Genomic DNA, 17,269 nt, shown 5'->3' on the forward strand with positions numbered 1-17,269 from the left:
CGAACAGAATGATCTGTTTTTGCGATTCAAGCCAATTGGTTATGCTTTTACAGGCGAGTAGGCGCGCAGGAACACTTCGACTGCGCCGCTGATCCGGGCGTCCCTGGCCTCCGCCGTTATCACCTCACCAAAACGCTGTTCCAGGTCGCCCATTCCCTTGCACATTGCGACAAACTGTTCCGCGGCCAAGTCAGGATTTGGCACGGATAGCTCTCCTGACGCGTCAGCATGAGCAAGAAATTTACTGAATGCTCCCTTCATCCGCCAAGGCCCAGCTTCGAGAAATTCTCGCCCAATCGACGGATTGGTTTCTGTCTCGGCGGCAATTCGTCGCTCGAATTGGACCATTTCTGGGCGCGAAAGAAAGGCAAACATTGCCTCTCCAATCACACGCAGACGCTCTTTAATTGATGCGTTAGAGGCCGAATCGATCGAGAAATAGCCACGCATTTTTTCGCATTCATGGTCAACAGCTGCGGCGAACAACCCGCGCTTATCGCTAAAGTGATTGTAGATTGTGACCTTTGATACGCTCGAGCATCGGCAGCGATCTGCTCGATCGAACTTGCCGCAAATCCAACATTAAAAAAGGCGCGCGCACCGGCCTCCACGATTGCCTCTCGCTTCGCAATATCGACCGGCCTTCCGGTTCTTTTTTGAAACTGGGTTGACAAAGTGAACGGCTCCGTTCATTTAAACGCGACCGTTCAATAATGTGATAGACGTCACAAAGACGCAACCCCCTCTCGCCGTAAAGGTTCCCGCCACGTGCTTTGGATTGCGATACGAATGCTGACCGGCGATGCCCAAAAGTTCTACGGGCTATTGTTCGGTATTGGCTTTTCAACCCTGCTGATCACGCAGCAGCTGACCATCTTCGTGAATCTGGTCGAGCGCGGCGCAAGCGGCGTCTACAATGTACCAACGGCCAAGATTTGGGTGATGGATCCGGTCAGCCGAACGACCGATGTAAACTTTGCGATGCCTGCGACAGCGCTCGACCAAGTGCGCTCCGTGCCTGGCGTGGAATGGGCTGTCCCGCACCTGCGCGCCGCTGCAAACGTCCGCACAAGCAACGGAGATCTTGAAGGCGTCACAATCATCGGAGTTGATGATGCGAGCTTGATTGGCCTGCCTAAGAATATGGTTGAGGGATCGCTAGACGTTTTTGCTCAACCGGACACTGTCGTGATCGATGATGTCGGCATCAACAATATGTTTGAGGATGGGACCGATCCCATCGGCCAGAGACTAGAGCTCAACGACCAGCGCGCCGTCGTTCGCGGCGTTGCCGATGCAATCCCGAGCTTTACCAGCCAGGTCACGCTTTACACGAAGTACAGCCAAGCGCTCAATTACGTGCCGGGCACGCGCAACCGGATGAGTTTTGTGCTCGCCGGGATTAGCGATGGCGAAACCGCCGAAGGCGTCGCTGATCGCATTGAAGAACAAACCGGCCTGAAAGCCGAAACCCGCGACGAATTGGCGCAGGCCGGTGTGGACTTCATCATTGAGAACACTGGTATCCCGACCAATTTTGGGATCACCGTTTTGCTTGGCTTCATAGTCGGCGTGGCGATTGTTGGCCTCACTTTCAGCCTATTTATCAGAGACAATATTAAGCAGTTTGGGGCGCTCAAAGCGATTGGTGTGACCAACGCCAAGATCATCCGCATGGTCGCCGTCCAAGCGGGCCTCGTCGGCTTCATTGGTTACGCCATCGGTGTGCTGGGGACGGTAGGCTTTCTCTACGCTTTCTCGGGCAACCCCTTCTTCAAAGGGTTCTATATTCCCTGGCAAATCCCGCTGGTGAGCCTAGCCTCGGTCATCATCATCCTCGCGATTACAGGCTTTATAGCGATCCGCAGCGTGCTGCGCACAGAGCCAGCAGCGGTGTTCCGGTGAGCGATATGGCACAGACCCAAAGCGCTCCTAGCGAGGTACCACCGCGCGAGGCCGCGATTTGCGCTCGCGGAATCGTGCGCGACTTTCAGGCCGGGCAGTCCACGATCCGGGTGCTGCACGGTATCGATACCGATATTCAGCCCGGTGAGCTGACCTATGTCGTTGGCGAAAGCGGCTCCGGCAAAACCACCTTGATCTCCATCATGTGCGGGATCCTATGGCCGACCGAGGGCGAGGTTCGTGTGTTCGGCACCGACATCTACAATCTCAGCGACACAGAGCTTGTGAACTTCCGCCTGGAAAACATCGGTTTCATTTTTCAGCAGTACAATCTCATTCCCTCAATCGATGCGGCGGCCAACGCCGCCGTGCCGCTGATCGCCCAAGGCATGGCCATGGAGCCAGCGCGGCGCAAAGCGATCGAATTGCTCGATGCGCTCAACATCGGCGATCAAGCGAACAAGCTGCCCAAACAGCTCTCTGGGGGACAGCAGCAACGCGTCGCAATTGCCCGCGCATTGGTTCATGAACCCCGCCTTGTGGTGTGCGACGAACCAACCGCTGCATTGGACGCTAAGTCCGGGCGCAGAGTGATGGATTTGCTGCGTGAGGTTGCGGTCGCCGAAGACCGCGCCTGCATCATTGTGACCCACGACAACCGTATTTTCGATCTCGCTGACCGTATCCTCGTGCTTGAGGACGGGCGGGTCACACATGACGGCACAGAAATGCCGGACGACCACTAAACCTTTTTCGTTCTCCCTTCGAGGCACAGCCATGGCTATTTTACCTGAAAATCTCAGCTTCTCACGCAAGATCATGCCCATACTGGCCATCATTGGCCTGATTGCGGCGGTGTATTTCATCGTGACGGGCCTGCCCGATCGCGAGTTATCCGAGCCTGATCGTGAACCACCCAAAGCGAGCGGCGAACTTGCCAATTCAGCGCGCGTGGCCGAGCGCGGGCTTGGTCGAGCCATCGAGCGAGATTATCGATGTCGGGACGGCCCTCTCAGGCCTGATCGCCGACCTGCGGGTTCAGCCGGGCGATTTCGTTGAGAAGGGACAGCCGCTGTTTGTCGTTGACGACAGAGCCATTCGCGCTCGCCTCCAGGAAACAAACGCAGCCGTTGGTGAAGCCCGCGCGGCCATTCGCGAAGCTCAAACCGCGCGCAACAATGCACAGCGCCAACTTGCGCTATATACCCAGATCGACGATCCAGCCGCAGTCAGCCAATCCGAAGTCATTCAGGCCGAAGGCGAGGTTGCCGCGGCGACGAGCAGGTTAGAGCTTGCCCGCGCCCGCCTGGCCGCCGCGCAAGCTGGAGCGGCGAGTTCGCGAACCGAGCTTGGCCGGTTGACCGTGCGCGCACCCATTGCTGGCGAGATTCTGGCGGTGAACATCCGCCCCGGCGAGTTCGTCTCCAATCAGGGCGGCGGCAATTCGCTGCCCTTCATCCAAATGGGTGAGACACGCCCGCTCCACGTGCGGGTCGACGTGGACGAGAATGAAGCCGTCCGGCTGAGCCTTGGCGCATCGGCCATCGTCAGCCCGCGCGGCGCTGCAGATCGCCAGGTGGAGGCGAAATTCGTCCGCGCCGAGCCGCAGGTTGTGCCCAAACGTCAATTGACAAATAGCGCAGCAGAACGAGTCGATGTTCGCGTGCTTCAGGTCATCTATGCACTGCCAGAAGGCGATGCATTCCGTGTCGGGCAGCAGGTAGACGCGTTCATCCCAGCCCGCAGCAGCTCCAGCGATACCGCCGAGACACCTGACGGTGAGACGGAGGAATAGCCGATGGCCCGCCTCTCCTCCTCCGTGGTCCTACGCCGATCCTTCGCTGCGGCGCTAGCCCTCTCGCTCGGCGCCTGCGTCGCTGGACCTCCGCCAGAAATCGCCACGCCTGCGCCTGAGCTGCCAGAGAGTTTTCTCTTCGCGCCCTCAACCGAGACGAGCGCCACTCTGGCTGAGCTTTTACCAAGTGGTGACCCGGCGTTTCTTGATCTGTCCAGCCAGGCATTGGACAGCGCCCCCAGCCTTCAGGAGGCCTTGGCCCGCATCGATATTGCGCGCTCCGGCGCCCGGCGCGCTGGCGCAGCGCGCCTCCCGCTCGTCACCGGTGATGCATCGGCAACTGGCACGCGGATCAATCCCAATCAATTCGGCGACGGCGCGGCGCAGGGCGGCTTTATCGACACCGAACAGGTGCAATATGGCGCCAATATCGCGGCCAGCTGGGACTTGGATTTGTTCGGCCGTCTGCGTGCGCAAGAACGCGCGGCCATCGCCCGAATTGATGCCGCCAGCGCCTCTGCGGGTGCCGTCCGCTTGGCACTGGTCGCAGAGATCGCAACCGGCGTGATTGATTGGCGCACGTTCTCTCAGCGGCAAGAGGCGTTGGAGCAAGACGTGCTCGCCGCCGAACAACTCGCAGGGCTAGCCAAAACTCGCGAAGACGCCGGGCTAGCCCCCGGATTTGACCGCGTCCGCGCAGAGGCGGCGGCAAGCGCCTCGCGCTCTCGCTTGGCCGCTCTCACCAGCGAGCGGGTCCGCATCATTGGCCGCTTGGTCACGCTGACGGGCCAGAACGCGAGCTTCGTCACCGAGGCTCTGGAAAAGCAAGGGCCGCATGGGCGGGCGGGCGCTGGCACCAGCCGCCGTACCATCCCTGGTGCTGACCAACCGGCCTGACGTCTTGGCGGCGACAGCAGAGCTGGCCGCAACCGACGCAGACCTTGCCGCAACCGCGCGCCAGCGCTTTCCGCAGTTCACTCTTTCCGCCGCGCTCGGCCTGCTCGCATTCAACCTGGGCGATCTATTCGACTCAGCCTCTCTGGTCGGCTCACTCAGCGGAGGCTTGGCCGCGCCCCTGCTCGACTTTGGCCGGATAGAGGCCGAGATCGACGGCGCTGCGGCAACCAAGAGGGCCGCGTTCGCCGCCTATCGCGGAACGGTGTTTCAAGCCCTCGGCGAAGCAGAAACCGCCTACGGCCTGATCGAAGCGAGCGACCGCGAAGCGGATCTGGCGGTAAAGGAAAGAGACGAATTGCAGCGCGCAGCCAGCCTCGCCAATTCGCGCTACCGCGCTGGGCTAGCCGATTTCCTGACCGTGCTAGAAGCCCGCCGCGCCGCCGATGCAAGCGGAGAACGCGCCGCCGCCGCACTGGGCCGAGCGCAGCGCGCGCGTGTGCTGCTGTGGCAGGCATTGGGCGGGGAGCAAATGTAGGCGGCGGCCATCGGTCGCCGCAGCCTTCAGTTAACTTAACTCGAATACCTAACGACGGCTGACGCGCTGTCCTTCTTGCATGATCGATTTTTGCCGGTTTTAGCCCAGAGCCGACTTTCTGCTTTCGACCCAGTTTAAGACGTAGCGCCTCCATGGAGTTTTCGTCTGTTTTTGGGAGTCGGAACCGTTGATGGTAACGTTTCAAACTGGGTCGGGAGCTGAACGTCTGCTTCTCCGCATTGGCTGTTAGAAGCAGACAGTCGGCAATCGGCCCAGTTCAAGCCATCGTTCAACGTCCGAAGTTGGGGGTGAAAGCGGACAATCAGTTCAACTGTATCCTATGTAACACGTGGGCGCGCGAGGGTTGGATGCGCGCCCACCGTATGGGTGCTAGAACTTGGCTGTCGCCTCAATTGACCAGGTCGAAGGCTGCGCGCGGAATCCGATATCCTCGGTTAATCCAGCGAAATTGCCGGGATTGTAGTCAGCGTAGTATGCTTCACCGAGAATGTTGTTTGCGCTGAAGAATAGACCGAACCGGTCATTCTCGATCCCGACACGGAAGCTAACCAGATCTATAGCTTCTTGAACATCAACATTGTCCACCTGCCAAAATTTATCTCCGCGCAATTCCCAATCGCCGCGAATCAGCAAGTCAAGATCGTCTGTTAAAGCCGCATTGTATTGGAAGCCAAGATTACCATTGAAATCGGTCGTCTTGGGCGTCTTATTCCCGACCGTGCTTGGGTCAAGCGCGTTCGCTTTGATCTCGGTGTCGGTAGTGCCAATACCAGCGAAGATCTGAAGCCCATCGGCGACCAAAGCTTGGGCCTCCAGCTCAATGCCAAAGATGTCCACTTCGTCTATGTTGCCAATGATTTGTGATGCTGTTGTGGCATCCACAAAGAAGAACTGAAAGTCATCACTCTTGGAGAAGTAGATCGCTCCATTGATGATCAGACGGTTGCCCAAAGAGCTCGTCTTAAACCCGGCTTCGAAATTTTGAAGGTATTCATCATCGAACGCTGGAATAGCAGTACCAGGAGCGTTGAAGCCGCCTGAGCGGAAGCCCGTGCTGTAAGTACCGTATATGAGTGCGTCGTCGGTAAAACGGTATGTCAGCGTGATCTTGGGTTGAACAGCATCAAAGCTGTCAGAGACAGTACCCCCATTGATCAAATCGGTTTGCTCACGTTCATCGCGGTCATAGCGCAAGGCACCCTGCAAGATTAGGCTGTCTGTAAGGTCGTATTCAAAGTTCGCGTATACCGCGTAGGCATCATTGCTATCGCTTGCATTGTTGTTGATGATGACCAGTGCGGGATTATCGATTTGATCGCGTGAACCGACCCCGCCGGTGGTGGTTCCCTCCAGATCAATAAAACCACGTGTCTGAAGATCGCGGTTGGTGTGCAGATAATACGCCCCCAATATCCATCGGAAGGGAAGGCTATCATCGGACACATAGCGCAGCTCTTGGCTTAGCAATTCGACGCCGAGATCTTGACCTTGGCCCAGCTGAAGGTTCAGCCCCGCAAAACCATCAGGATCATCCACTGCGTTCGAGAAATCGAGGTCGCCGCGATAGTCTTCGGTCAGATCGGTGTATCCGCTGATCGATGAGAGTGTGCCTCCTCCTAGCGCGAAATCCCATTTCATTGTGGCTTCAAAGATGTTGCCAAACGTTAGGCCTTCGATGTTCACCGAAGGGGCTACGATTTCGTTGGCATTACCAGAAGCTACTTGAGCGTCGTAGATACCGCCAGCTTGAAAATCCCGATAGGAAGCGCGCAAATCGACCTCGACTGAGGGACTCAGCTCGGCGACAAATCGTCCACGCAATTCCCAATCGTGATCAACGAAATCAACGTTTTCCCCAGTGAAACTATTTTCAATTCTTCCATTGTCGGTGACATAGTTACCCGAGACACGGAGTCCCGCAGAATTACCAATTGGTGCCGAAACTGCAGCGCTCAAGTTCACAAAATCGCCGCGACCATAGATCGCCCGCGCCATGCCAGAAAAATCATCACCTGGACGCTTGGTTACGATGTTGATTGCCCCACCGATAGCATTGCGTCCGTACAAGCCGCCTTGCGGTCCCTTGAGAACCTCGATCCTCTCAAGATCGAACAGATTGAGCTTCAACTGCTTTTGATTGTTCTGCGGCACTCCATCAACGATGACGGCCACGGGGGAATCGGCATTGTTGATCTGCGTAACACCGCGCACCACAACGAAACTGTTAAGGTAGGTAAAACTGTCATCGAATGAGACGTTCGGGACGAGATCGATGAAGTCTTGTGTAGAGATGATTCCAGCATCTTCGATCTGATCTTCTCCAAAGGCGGCAACCTGGATCGGCACATCCTGCAGTTCTTGTTCGCGTGTTTGTGCAGTGACAACGATCGTGTTGAGCCCCTGCGTTTCCGCCTCAGCCTCTTCTTGTGCGACCGCTGGGCCAGCCCATGCCATCGCGATGGCACTGGCGATGCTACCCATCGCAGTCAGTTTCTGTTGTGAAGCCTTTTTCATATTGGTCCTCCCATCCTTTCGATCCTTTGTCACTGATTGTCTCCAATCAGCTGTTTCTTAACTCGCTGAGCGGTCGATATTTCTCTTCAATCTGAAATGCAGCTAAGCCCCATCACCTCAAGAGCAGCAGCCGTGGTCAATGCTGGCGGAGCACCGCACGCGATCACGGAAACACGTTGGCCATATGCCAGGCGCTCTGTCGGGATTGCCTGCCCGGTCTCAGTGTCGACAATCGTGATAAGGTCAGGGACAAGCGCGCGAAGCTGGCCGTTGATATAGGCCGTTAGATTTTCGTTCTGGAAGGCAATCGAAGCCTTGCCAGTCGCACCTACAGCTTCAATTGTGCATTCTCCGAATACCCAGCCATCGCGGGTATTGCGTTCCACGCCGGTTATCTTGCCAGAGTGGATGCAGCTCGGATCATCATAATATCGGTGCGCGTCGAGCGCGCTCAGTAGTCGATCAACTGGTGACATGTTACCATAGCGCTCACCGCTAACAGCCTCGCCTATTTCGATAGCCGCGCTGAGCGTGTAGTTGACGCAAGCTGTTCGAGCCTCAGCCCCTGTCATCGGATAGCATGACATGCATCCAGCAGCACCCATTACTGCCACGACTGGGCGGGCGAAATCTTCAGCCTTTTCGCCGCTCTCCGCCTCGAACAGCACAGTATTTCCGTGTTCGTCAGAAAGGGTCATCGGCGCGCAGGCAACGCTCGACCACGTTGAAGCTAGTCATCTGCAATTGAGGAAAGGCTCGTCCCATACCGTCTGCATTGAGAATGGGGAGTTGGCGCATGGCCGCATAGGCGACCGGCATCATCGAATTACAGCCACCAATCTCTGCAGAGGTGATGACACTCGCTTGCCTGTCTAGGTGCCGTTCAAGAGCGCGCACCGCCCTGTCCTGATCTTCGAGAGAGAAGAGTTTTTCGATCATCACAGTGGGCGCGCCCATCGCAGCTGCGACAAACACATTGTCGCTATCCGAAAGCGCAGTGGGATCGGCCAGCGGAACCGGACCGAACTGCGCCAAGGCTTCACGGCAAAGGAGCGAGCCGAGGTAGGGATCTCCTCCGCCACCAGTGCCAAGAAAGGCTGAACCGATTGCGAGGTGTTCAATGTTGTCTAGCGAGATCGCATCAATCATACTCCAGCTCCTTGCTTTCAAGATTGCCGACCGCGCGGCACACGATACGAGTTGCGCCTCCGGGCAAGTATTGAAGTGGGAAAGTCTCCAGATCGGTGATCTCGACTGACGTTTCTGATGCGCCCGCCTCTACTGCCTTATCGATTGCTTCGCCGCGGGCTTGCTCAAGCGCCTTTTCCCGATCTTCCTCAGTTTCGATGGTGAATATCCGGTCGATTTCACCGCTAACTTGGCCGATTGCAGCTCCAATTGCGTTGGCAACTCCGGCATGATCAGGCCGCAGCATCTCGGAGACGCCCGCAGGCTTTTCATTGACGAGAATACTACCGCCACCGACGAGGATCATCGGAACTGGATCAGGGTTCGTTTTAACCTTGTCGATCGCAGTGGCGATGATCTGCTGAATGCCCTCTGCGCTACCTGAAACCACTTGCAGATCTAGGTCAGCGAGAAGGGAAGGATCGCCAAATTCAACCCACCCCCAGCAACCGCAAGGTCGCTGGTTGTGAGCTGGTCTCCACCAAAAATGAGCGCTTCTTCGGTAAGAGCGAAACCAACAGAGTCCGGGCCTATCGTGATCTTGCCGTCGGTGAGGCGCACTCGCGACCCACCCCCTAGACCAACCGAGAGGACGTCAGGCATCCGAAAATTGGTGCGAACGCCGCCGACGTCCACATGAATGCTCGATTGGCGAGGAAAATTGCTAACCAGAACTCCGACATCGGAAGTCGTACCTCCGATATCTACTACGATCCCGTCCTTGATGCCCGTAAGCCAAGCGGCGCCGCGTAAGCTGTTGGTTGGTCCCGCGGCAAACGTAAGCACCGGATAGTGCCGCATCTGCTTGGCATCCATTAGGGTGCCATCATTCTGGCTAACGTAATAAGGGCAAGTAAGCCCGAGCGTCGAAAGGGCATCTGCGAACGCATTGGCTACCTTCTTTGCCAATGGCCGTAGACTTGCATTCATGATCGCGGCGTTCTCTCGCTCTATAAGCCCCGTGCGCCCAAGTTCGGAAGAAAGAGAAACCTCAAGCCGTGGTTCTGCATCTCGAATGATCTCCGCCGCCCGCCTTTCTTGCGCATCATTGAGTTGGCTAAAGATCCCAGAAACCGCGATTTGCGTGATGCCGTCGAGCGCTGCCGATCTCGCGATCCGGCCAACCTCTGCTTCGTCTAGTGGGGCAATCAGTCGTCCATCAAATTCGTAACCGCCACGAACAAGCTCGCCGCCAGCGAAGACTGATTGACGCACATCATCAGGCCATCCCGAAAACGGAGGTATTCCACGCGATGCTGGCAGTCCGAGCCGGATGCAGCACACCTTGGCCAGCTCGCGCCGTTGAATGAAAGCGTTCGTGAAATGCGTCGTGCCAATCATCACCGCGGAGATATCTTCCGGTGACGAAGCCTGTTGTGATAGCAGTGAACGGATTGCATCAACGATACCGCTACCGACGTCGCTGCTTGTGCGCACTTTGATCGATGCGACGACCCCCGACGGGCCAACAAGAACCGCGTCGGTGTTCGTGCCCCCTACATCTACGCCAATGCGCAATCCTCATCTCCCACCTTTGCCGCTGGGAGAATGCGGCGTGCAGAGAGAAACACAACCAACGTAGTAGGGAGTAGGCTCAGCCTACTTAGTAGTCATGCTCTGAACCTGTATATGCAGGACTACTCAAATTGGTAGCTCAAGCGATCTATATCCACCCCTTTTGCTTCGCAGAAAGCACCGCCGCAAGGCGGTCATGCACCCCGAGTTTTCGGAAAATATTTTTCAGGTGATAGCGGACACCGTGATCACTAATGCCAAGGTATCGAGCGATTTCTTTGTCTGAATCACCTTCAGAAAGCGCTGTAACGATATCCATTTCACGCTTACTAAGTTTGCCATTGGGCGAGCGAATGTCTTTCCGTTCCGTTCCGATCTCGGTCAAAATCTTGAGCTGGCTCTTGTTCAGTGTGCCTGTAGCAATTGATTCTTCGCTGTATTCAGGAATGATGGGGCCGACCACATCTTGCGCAACCAGCCGCATTCCAGTGTTGCTCGCCAATACAAGTATGCTCTCCAGGTGGGTCAATGCATCTCTCCGCTGATTGCAGCGATGGCAGAGGAGGAAAAGCGTCAACGAATAACGGAAATGCGAATGAGTGAGTGACTGCTCGATCGCTGCTTTGCTGGCCGAATGAAGGAGGGCAATCGCTTCTTCCGAACGACCCGACATATGGTGGCTATATGCTGTCGCAAGATTGTAGGTTTCGCGTTCCTGCCAGCTCCAGACATCTTCATTTACCAAGAAGCTATTGTCCATACTCTCGGCAAATTGATGGCCAAGAAGGCGCGCTTCACCTTCGAGACAAGCCCCAAGCCCCTTCAATAGGCGACCTACTCGGCCTAATCCTCGTGCATCGAGTTTTGCCTTTTCTGTTTCGAGGAATTCGATAGCCTTTGACAGACCTTGTTCGCGCAAGAGAATACGCGCCATCGGCTCATACGCCGCGTAGTAGATGTCGAACCACGCTTCTCCATCAGGCAATCGATTGCCTGATTTTCGCAGTGAATTGCGCGCACTTGTTAGGCGGCCAGTTTCAAATTCAACCTTTGAACTGAGCGCTGCGATCACTGTTTCTACGCCAAAGTCGGACGCAAACTCTTCGCGCCATATCTTGCGGGCGGCGGAGATGGCAGAGCGAGCCTGCACCATAGCGCCTTGCGCAATTTGGATGCCTGCCTCGTGGAGAAAGAGGAACATTATGTTGTACCGCGATCCAGCCCTCTCCGCCTCCCGCCTTGCTTCAATCAGGCTGGCGTTGGCGGTCTTGAACCTCGCTCGTTGTGAGTTCAGAATACAGCTAAGGGTTGCGAGAAATGATTGCCAAGCCGGTTCGGTAGATTGTTGAGCGAGCAAATCAGCCAGTAACTCAATGTCATGCTGGCGAGCAAGCGAGCAACCATACACCAAAAGCGTCACACGAATGATTTCGATTTCCGTCCTCATCGTGTCCGCAACGCTCGGGTCTGATGCAAGCTGTTGAAGCTCCACTTCCGCACGACCAATCTGTCCAAGTTTGAGGTCGACTATGCACCGCATCATTCTCAGGGCTGGAGACCTTGAAATCACGTCGGTGCTAGGCGTTTTCAACCAAGGATTGTAGATCTGAAAAGCCGCAGTGCACCCAAATAAGCAAGGCTCCGTGCTGCTCCGCAATTTGTGCAATCCTGTCTGGCTGGCCCGCGGCTGCTGCCAGTCTCGCTGCATCGCTCAAATTTCCATGTATTGAGCAACAGTCTACCAGCTCGATCATTGTGCGAACCTGGGCTTGTGGATCTTCCAGCTGTGCGTTCTCACGAACGAACAACTTCAGCGCCGGACTCAGCCAAATCACGTCATCCGATTGTCCAACCAATCCGCCGAGTTTGATCGCCAGGTTCGTTATTACTCGGTCATGGCATTCTGCGTTCCTCAACAAAATCTGGCTCGGTTGGGACAACAATGCAGTGCGACCCAGCGCTTCACGCTCTCTCTCGCTGAGAAGCGCCCAGATCTGAGTTTTAATGAACTCAAATAGGCCTGTTTCATACAGAATTTCGTGGTCTTGAAAGCTGCGCGCCAATTCACTTGACCGAAGAGCCCAGTCGATCAACATTTCAGCGGCAATCGGCCAATGACCTACAATCTCAGTGAGCCGATTGCGATCCATAACGCCACTAATTTTTGTAAACAGCTCCCTCCGCTCTAGATCGGTGAGCGCTAAGAAGTCAGATCCAAACCATTCCACATGACCGGCAGTGCGCAATCTTCCTAAATCTAAAATCGAGGGCTCGTCCATTGCGATAAAGAGTCGCTGACTGGATTTCGTTCGAACCAGCCGGTCCAGAGCTAGGCTAAAGTACTCTTTGTCAGCATCCGCAACATCGCTGACAAAGATAGCGGATATTTCAGGTCGCTCAATGATCGAATTCGCAGCTGCTCGGGGATCGTTGATATGATTGAGACGGTCGAAGAACAGCGAACTTCCGTCAGCCTGAGCTTCATTCCACAGCGCACCAAGCAATTTCCGTTTCCCGAATCCAGGGGGCGCGCAGAAGACGATGATCGGACGATCATTATCAATTCGACCTCTGATGCGATCAACTGTTTTAAGCATCAGAAACCCCTCAAATCTCGAGCTACTACTAAGTAGTATTTTAACCTCAAAAAGTCCACGCGGACATCGGTTGTCAGCAGTTTGGCCCATCAATTTCTCGCCGTGACAGGCCTGAGCGGTTTTGTGACCGATTTTGGGTCGAAAGCAGTCAGTCCGCTTTTGATGGAAGTCCAGACAAAGCAGACGGGCTGCTGATAGATGGCTTAGCGAGGTCGGCATTGGTCAGCCCTTGGGGGTGGAAGCGGACACAATTATATGCCGGCTTAGCTCAGTTGGTAGAGCACCTGATTTGTAATCAGGGGGCCGCGAGTTCGAATCTTGCAGCTAAGCACCACTTCTCGCTTCTATTTTTGCACCTAACGCGATCCTGCGCCCGATTGCATAGGCACCGTCGGGCCTGCGGGGAAGCATCCACCCTTGTGGTCCGCTTCCCAGTACCAATCTTCACTCGCCTCAAAACTCTCCTGCGATGCCTGCCCGCACGCTGGTGGAGTTGCCGCCTGCGTAGGTTACCCCTGCGGTGATGGCGAAGTCGCCTTCGAACCGATGCATCAGTCCAGCGGAGAAACCAACTTCGCCGCGGTACGTCGCGACATTGCTGGCATAGCTGGTTTTACCCGCTGCACTTGGGAAGTGCGGAGAGGCTTGCGCAGCGATGGAAGCAATGCCCCGCTGTGCATCGCGGTCAATTGTGCTGGTGAGGTCGAACAAAGTGTTCACCCTTCCTGACAGCGCATCGAACTGAGCGGTTCCCACTTGTGAAACGGTGTTGAGGGCGCGGCGGACATTGTCGACTGAGGCGGCGGTTGCAACGCTCTGGCGGCCAAGCGTGCCATTCGCGTCGACGGTCACTGCATCCACGGGGCCAACCTGCGCAGCCGTGGAGGCGTCAATGTCGCCAATCCGCACCGAGGATCCATCTCCGCCCAGCGCAACCTGATTGTTCGCAGTGGACGCTGCCTGAAAGCCAACTGCGGTCGAATTGTTGTGCGTCACGCTCGCCTCGCGGCCAACAGCGGTACCAAATTGTGCGGTTACCTCGCTTGAGCTGCCCACCGCTGTACCCGCGCTGCCGCTGACATTGGCTTGAAAACCAACCGCAGCCGCTGAGTTGGCTGTCGCAGCGATGTTCACACTAGTCCCAATGCCGGTCGAGAAAGCGCCCTCAACGCGGGCTGAGTTGCCGATTGCGGTCGCATTGAGCGACCGCGCTTGAGAACCCGTCCCAAAAGCCGACGTCCCGTTCGAAGTCGCGACCGAGCGCGCACCCACAGCCGTTGCCAAAGCGCCATTGGTCCGCGCCCTTGCGCCAAACACAGACGCCTCCTGACCAATCGCATTCGTGCCAGTGCCAACAGCGCTGGCATCCTGACTGCTCGCAACAGAATCCGCACCAAGAGCAATCGAGGAAGCACCGTTCGCATTCGCCTCTGTGCCGAGCGCAACTGCATTTATGGCGAGCGCTTGCGCACCTTCGAAATTCATGTCGTCGCTATCTCCGCCAATCGCGATTGCGCCATCAAAAGCGGCATCACTAAACGTGCCCAGCGCGATGCTTGCGCGCCCTGTGGCTGCAGCACTAGCTCCGATGGCCGTACTTCCCGCGCCGTCAGCTTGCGAAAGCAAGCCAAAGGCGCTGCTGGCGGAGGCGGAGGCAACGGCCTCTGAGCCAAAAGCCGAAGCCCCAAAACTGACCGCTACTGCATTAGCTCCTATCGATGTCGATTCTTCTCCAGAGGCTCTAGCAGAATGGCCAAAGGCCGAGGATCGTGATGCGGAACTCGATGCGGTCACACCAAAAGCGACAGACTGGTTTCCGTCAGCACTCGCAACCGTTCCCACTGCTATGGCATCAATCCCATCCGCTGAACTACTGGTGCCAATTGAAATGCTAGCATCCCCTCTCGCGCTCGCACCAACGCCCAAAGCTATTGTGCTTCCGACGGCAAACGCCCTTGACCCGATGGCAATAGCCCTTGAGCCGGTGGCCCTGCTTGATGCGCCGAGCGCCATTGCATCAATTTCAGATGCGGTCGCATCACTACCGAATGCTAGGGTGAAAGGGGCACGAGCGTCCGCATTGATGCCGAATGCGATACTCTCACTGCCTGTTGCATTTGCGCCTGATCCCAATGCGATACTGCTCAAAGCCGACGCTTCCGAACGCCTGCCAAGCGCTAGACTTGAAGAGCCGCTCGCTGCCGCCTCAAAGCCAAGCGCTATCCCGTTTGTGCTCGCGGCCGCAGTTTGCCCAATCGCAATGGCGTTGGTTGCGTTCGCTTCGCTATCTGCCCCAATTGCAATCGCTGCCATTCCTGTTGCCTGCGCGCCAAGCCCATCGGCATCAATATCGCCGCCAAGAGCTGTTGCACCAGCACCAGAACTTTCCGCAAAAGATCCAATTGCAATCGTGTCTCGAACTGATGCGTTTGCTCCATGTCCGAGCACTGTTGAGAACTCGCCAGCAGCAGATGTCTGTGTACCAATGCTCGTCGCGAAAGCTGCCGTTGCCCTGGCTGTGGAACCAACCGCAGTGGAGGCTGCGCCCGACGCAACAGCCGCATCAATGGCGCCGCTAGCGTCAATATCTCCGCCAACCGCCGTCGCTCCTGCGCCTGTGGCCTGAGCGCCGCTGCCAAGGGCAGTTGCTCCCTGCTGTGTGGCATCGGAATCCTCGCCCACAGCGACGCTTTCATCGCCGCTGGCCGTGGCGAACTCGCCCACCGCCGTTGACGCTACACCGCTTGCCTCGGCATCGCCGCCGACTGCCGTTGCTCCATTGGCTCCGCTGGCGTCTGAGCCAACTCCGCACTCAACCGACTGGCTGCCGCCAGTTGGGTTGGTGTTGCATTCCGCCGTGCCATCAGCGCGTGCTTGCGGGGCGGCAATCACAAACGAGCCCATTGCGGCCAGCATCGCAGTGCTGGCAAAGAACATTGTCTTCGTCATTGTTCATCTCCAAATTTTAGAGGGTTCTCAGCGCTTTTCCGGCTCAAGCATTTCGCCGGGGAACTGTGCATCATCGTCATCGCTCAGCGATGGGTTCTCTTCCGGCGTTTGATCCGGGATCGTGATGCTCTGCCCGCTGGGACGCTGAATGACAGGACGCTTGGGTGATAGCGCTGGACGCGCGGTAGGGGCCGTACCGCTGCGCGAAGGCAATCGCGATTTGCGCGGCACACTCATGCGTGCCTTGCTGCCCGAGAGGTATCCTACCTGAGTGCTAGCCGTCAGTGTTCCGTTCTTCGAGAACAGCGTGCACTCGGCCGGAGCCCGCTTCGGCAGAACAGTGCGCGGCTTGTAAGTAAAGCCGGTGCATGTTCCATCGCGATAACACGCATCTGAGCATGCTATCGGATCCTGATTTGGGATTTTCATCGTCCCCATCACAGTTCCGCCTGTAATCGCGCGGCCTGGATAGGGATTGAGCTTTGACACATCGGTAAGAAAGCTCAGCTTCGTGCCGGAGACCGCTTGAGTGAAGCCATGGCTACGGGTCGCCGCACGAGGCAATGCAATCATGCGCAATTGGCAGATCGGTTTGCGATTTGGCGCTTCCTGAACATAGGAATAGGCGTTGCAATTGCTGTCCGCGTCACAGGCCTTGCGGCATGTGATCGCATTCTGGCCGCGATTGCTCATCGTGATGGTATTGATGATATTGCCAGAGCGAATGAGATTGCCCTCTTCGATATAACCGTTTGAAACGCTGCCGATGGTCTGCGCAACGACTGCACCGCCTAGGCCGATACCGAGTAGCGTCAGGCAAATTGTGAAAAATGTACGCATGATTTCCTCCCTGAGAGGTGAGATTTATTGCTTTGTGATTTGAACGTTTGTGTCGCCGGTCATCTGCGCTTGAGCGAAGATGCTGCAGTTGCCTTGTCCGCCGAGCGTGAGCTGAATTTCAGCGAGGCCCGGAGGGCCGCCAGTCGCCGCACTGCCACCGCGCATCTCTGCCGCGGCCGCATAGAATGCGGCGACCTGTTCAGGCGTGCTGGCGGTGGTGAAAGTTCTGCCATCGACATTCATCGGCTGGGCGCCGCTGGCATCAGGCAACGCAGGCAGATCGCACGGCATGTCGCCGTTTTGCGATGCCGCCTCGCGCAATTTTGCCGAGAGCTCGACCGACGCCTGTTCAATGCCCGTCGCCATATCACTGGCGTCGTTGATTATGTCTTCCGCAGTCGACTCCGCGCCGTCGCAACCTGCGACTAGAATAGCCGGAATGCAGCACAGCAAAGTGCATGGCTTTTTCATCGATATTTCCCCTGAACAGTGTGATGGATCACGACCTTGTTT

Annotated in this window: 16 protein-coding genes and 1 tRNA gene; 6 read left to right on the forward strand and 11 right to left on the reverse strand. The window is 56.6% G+C overall.

The window, feature by feature from the left end:
- Positions 1 to 39: 39 nt before the first annotated feature.
- On the reverse strand, positions 40 to 450 hold the full coding sequence (locus tag AC0V6Z_RS02450; protein WP_472639822.1) for a TetR/AcrR family transcriptional regulator C-terminal domain-containing protein: 411 nt from the start codon (positions 448 to 450) through the stop codon (positions 40 to 42).
- Between the two features lie 318 nt (positions 451 to 768).
- Here AC0V6Z_RS02450 and AC0V6Z_RS02455 point away from each other — a divergent pair, with 318 nt between their 5' ends.
- The 5 genes from AC0V6Z_RS02455 to AC0V6Z_RS02475 all read left to right on the forward strand — a co-directional run bounded on the left by AC0V6Z_RS02455 (position 769) and on the right by AC0V6Z_RS02475 (position 5,132).
- Positions 769 to 1,905, forward strand: a complete 1,137-nt coding sequence (locus AC0V6Z_RS02455; protein ID WP_472639823.1) for an ABC transporter permease — start codon at positions 769 to 771, stop codon at positions 1,903 to 1,905.
- A gap of 5 nt (positions 1,906 to 1,910) precedes the next feature.
- The gene (locus tag AC0V6Z_RS02460) at positions 1,911 to 2,651 is read left to right on the forward strand and encodes an ABC transporter ATP-binding protein (RefSeq protein WP_472640826.1); all 741 of its coding nucleotides are present in this window, start codon (positions 1,911 to 1,913) and stop codon (positions 2,649 to 2,651) included.
- Positions 2,652 to 2,839: 188 nt separating this feature from the next.
- Positions 2,840 to 3,700, forward strand: coding sequence for an efflux RND transporter periplasmic adaptor subunit (locus AC0V6Z_RS02465; protein WP_472639824.1), 861 nt, complete (start codon positions 2,840 to 2,842; stop codon positions 3,698 to 3,700).
- 3 nt (positions 3,701 to 3,703) lie between these two features.
- The gene (locus AC0V6Z_RS02470) at positions 3,704 to 4,597 is read left to right on the forward strand and encodes a TolC family protein (protein WP_472639825.1); all 894 of its coding nucleotides are present in this window, start codon (positions 3,704 to 3,706) and stop codon (positions 4,595 to 4,597) included.
- On the forward strand, positions 4,536 to 5,132 hold the full coding sequence (locus AC0V6Z_RS02475; RefSeq protein WP_472639826.1) for a TolC family protein: 597 nt from the start codon (positions 4,536 to 4,538) through the stop codon (positions 5,130 to 5,132). Before AC0V6Z_RS02470 ends, AC0V6Z_RS02475 begins: the two co-directional genes overlap by 62 nt.
- A gap of 390 nt (positions 5,133 to 5,522) precedes the next feature.
- Here AC0V6Z_RS02475 and AC0V6Z_RS02480 read toward each other — a convergent pair whose 3' ends face one another.
- The 7 genes from AC0V6Z_RS02480 to AC0V6Z_RS02510 all read right to left on the reverse strand — a co-directional run bounded on the left by AC0V6Z_RS02480 (position 5,523) and on the right by AC0V6Z_RS02510 (position 12,967).
- Entirely contained in the window at positions 5,523 to 7,667 is a 2,145-nt protein-coding gene (locus AC0V6Z_RS02480) for a TonB-dependent receptor (protein ID WP_472639827.1), read from the reverse strand.
- 86 nt (positions 7,668 to 7,753) lie between these two features.
- Positions 7,754 to 8,365: an S-methyl thiohydantoin desulfurase family protein gene (locus AC0V6Z_RS02485; RefSeq protein ID WP_472639828.1), complete on the reverse strand. Its 612-nt coding sequence runs from the start codon at positions 8,363 to 8,365 to the stop codon at positions 7,754 to 7,756.
- The gene (locus AC0V6Z_RS02490) at positions 8,352 to 8,816 is read right to left on the reverse strand and encodes an S-methyl thiohydantoin desulfurase domain-containing protein (protein WP_472639829.1); all 465 of its coding nucleotides are present in this window, start codon (positions 8,814 to 8,816) and stop codon (positions 8,352 to 8,354) included. The genes AC0V6Z_RS02485 and AC0V6Z_RS02490 overlap by 14 nt, the downstream gene beginning before the upstream one ends.
- Complete coding sequence (locus AC0V6Z_RS02495) at positions 8,809 to 9,246, reverse strand: hypothetical protein (protein ID WP_472639830.1); 438 nt, start codon at positions 9,244 to 9,246, stop codon at positions 8,809 to 8,811. The genes AC0V6Z_RS02490 and AC0V6Z_RS02495 overlap by 8 nt, the downstream gene beginning before the upstream one ends.
- An 8-nt stretch (positions 9,247 to 9,254) precedes the next feature.
- On the reverse strand, positions 9,255 to 10,373 hold the full coding sequence (locus tag AC0V6Z_RS02500) for a hydantoinase/oxoprolinase N-terminal domain-containing protein (protein ID WP_472639831.1): 1,119 nt from the start codon (positions 10,371 to 10,373) through the stop codon (positions 9,255 to 9,257).
- A 145-nt stretch (positions 10,374 to 10,518) separates the two neighbouring features.
- Positions 10,519 to 11,862, reverse strand: coding sequence for a helix-turn-helix transcriptional regulator (locus AC0V6Z_RS02505; RefSeq protein ID WP_486176429.1), 1,344 nt, complete (start codon positions 11,860 to 11,862; stop codon positions 10,519 to 10,521).
- An 85-nt stretch (positions 11,863 to 11,947) separates the two neighbouring features.
- Entirely contained in the window at positions 11,948 to 12,967 is a 1,020-nt protein-coding gene (locus AC0V6Z_RS02510; RefSeq protein WP_472639833.1) for a hypothetical protein, read from the reverse strand.
- Positions 12,968 to 13,229: 262 nt separating this feature from the next.
- Between AC0V6Z_RS02510 and AC0V6Z_RS02515 the strand changes: the two genes are divergently transcribed.
- Positions 13,230 to 13,301 (forward strand) — tRNA-Thr (locus AC0V6Z_RS02515).
- Positions 13,302 to 13,420: 119 nt separating this feature from the next.
- On the opposite strand, the gene AC0V6Z_RS02520 is transcribed toward AC0V6Z_RS02515, so the two are convergent.
- The 3 genes from AC0V6Z_RS02520 to AC0V6Z_RS02530 are packed head-to-tail and all read right to left on the reverse strand — an operon-like array spanning position 13,421 to position 17,227.
- Complete coding sequence (locus tag AC0V6Z_RS02520; protein WP_472639834.1) at positions 13,421 to 15,916, reverse strand: hypothetical protein; 2,496 nt, start codon at positions 15,914 to 15,916, stop codon at positions 13,421 to 13,423.
- A gap of 27 nt (positions 15,917 to 15,943) precedes the next feature.
- Positions 15,944 to 16,756 (reverse strand): PAN domain-containing protein, encoded by an 813-nt coding sequence (locus AC0V6Z_RS02525; protein ID WP_472639835.1) that lies wholly within the window; start codon positions 16,754 to 16,756, stop codon positions 15,944 to 15,946.
- 24 nt (positions 16,757 to 16,780) lie between these two features.
- The gene (locus tag AC0V6Z_RS02530; protein ID WP_472639836.1) at positions 16,781 to 17,227 is read right to left on the reverse strand and encodes a hypothetical protein; all 447 of its coding nucleotides are present in this window, start codon (positions 17,225 to 17,227) and stop codon (positions 16,781 to 16,783) included.
- Positions 17,228 to 17,269 lie beyond the last annotated feature (42 nt).

The organism is Erythrobacter sp. SN6-5 (assembly GCF_057364945.1).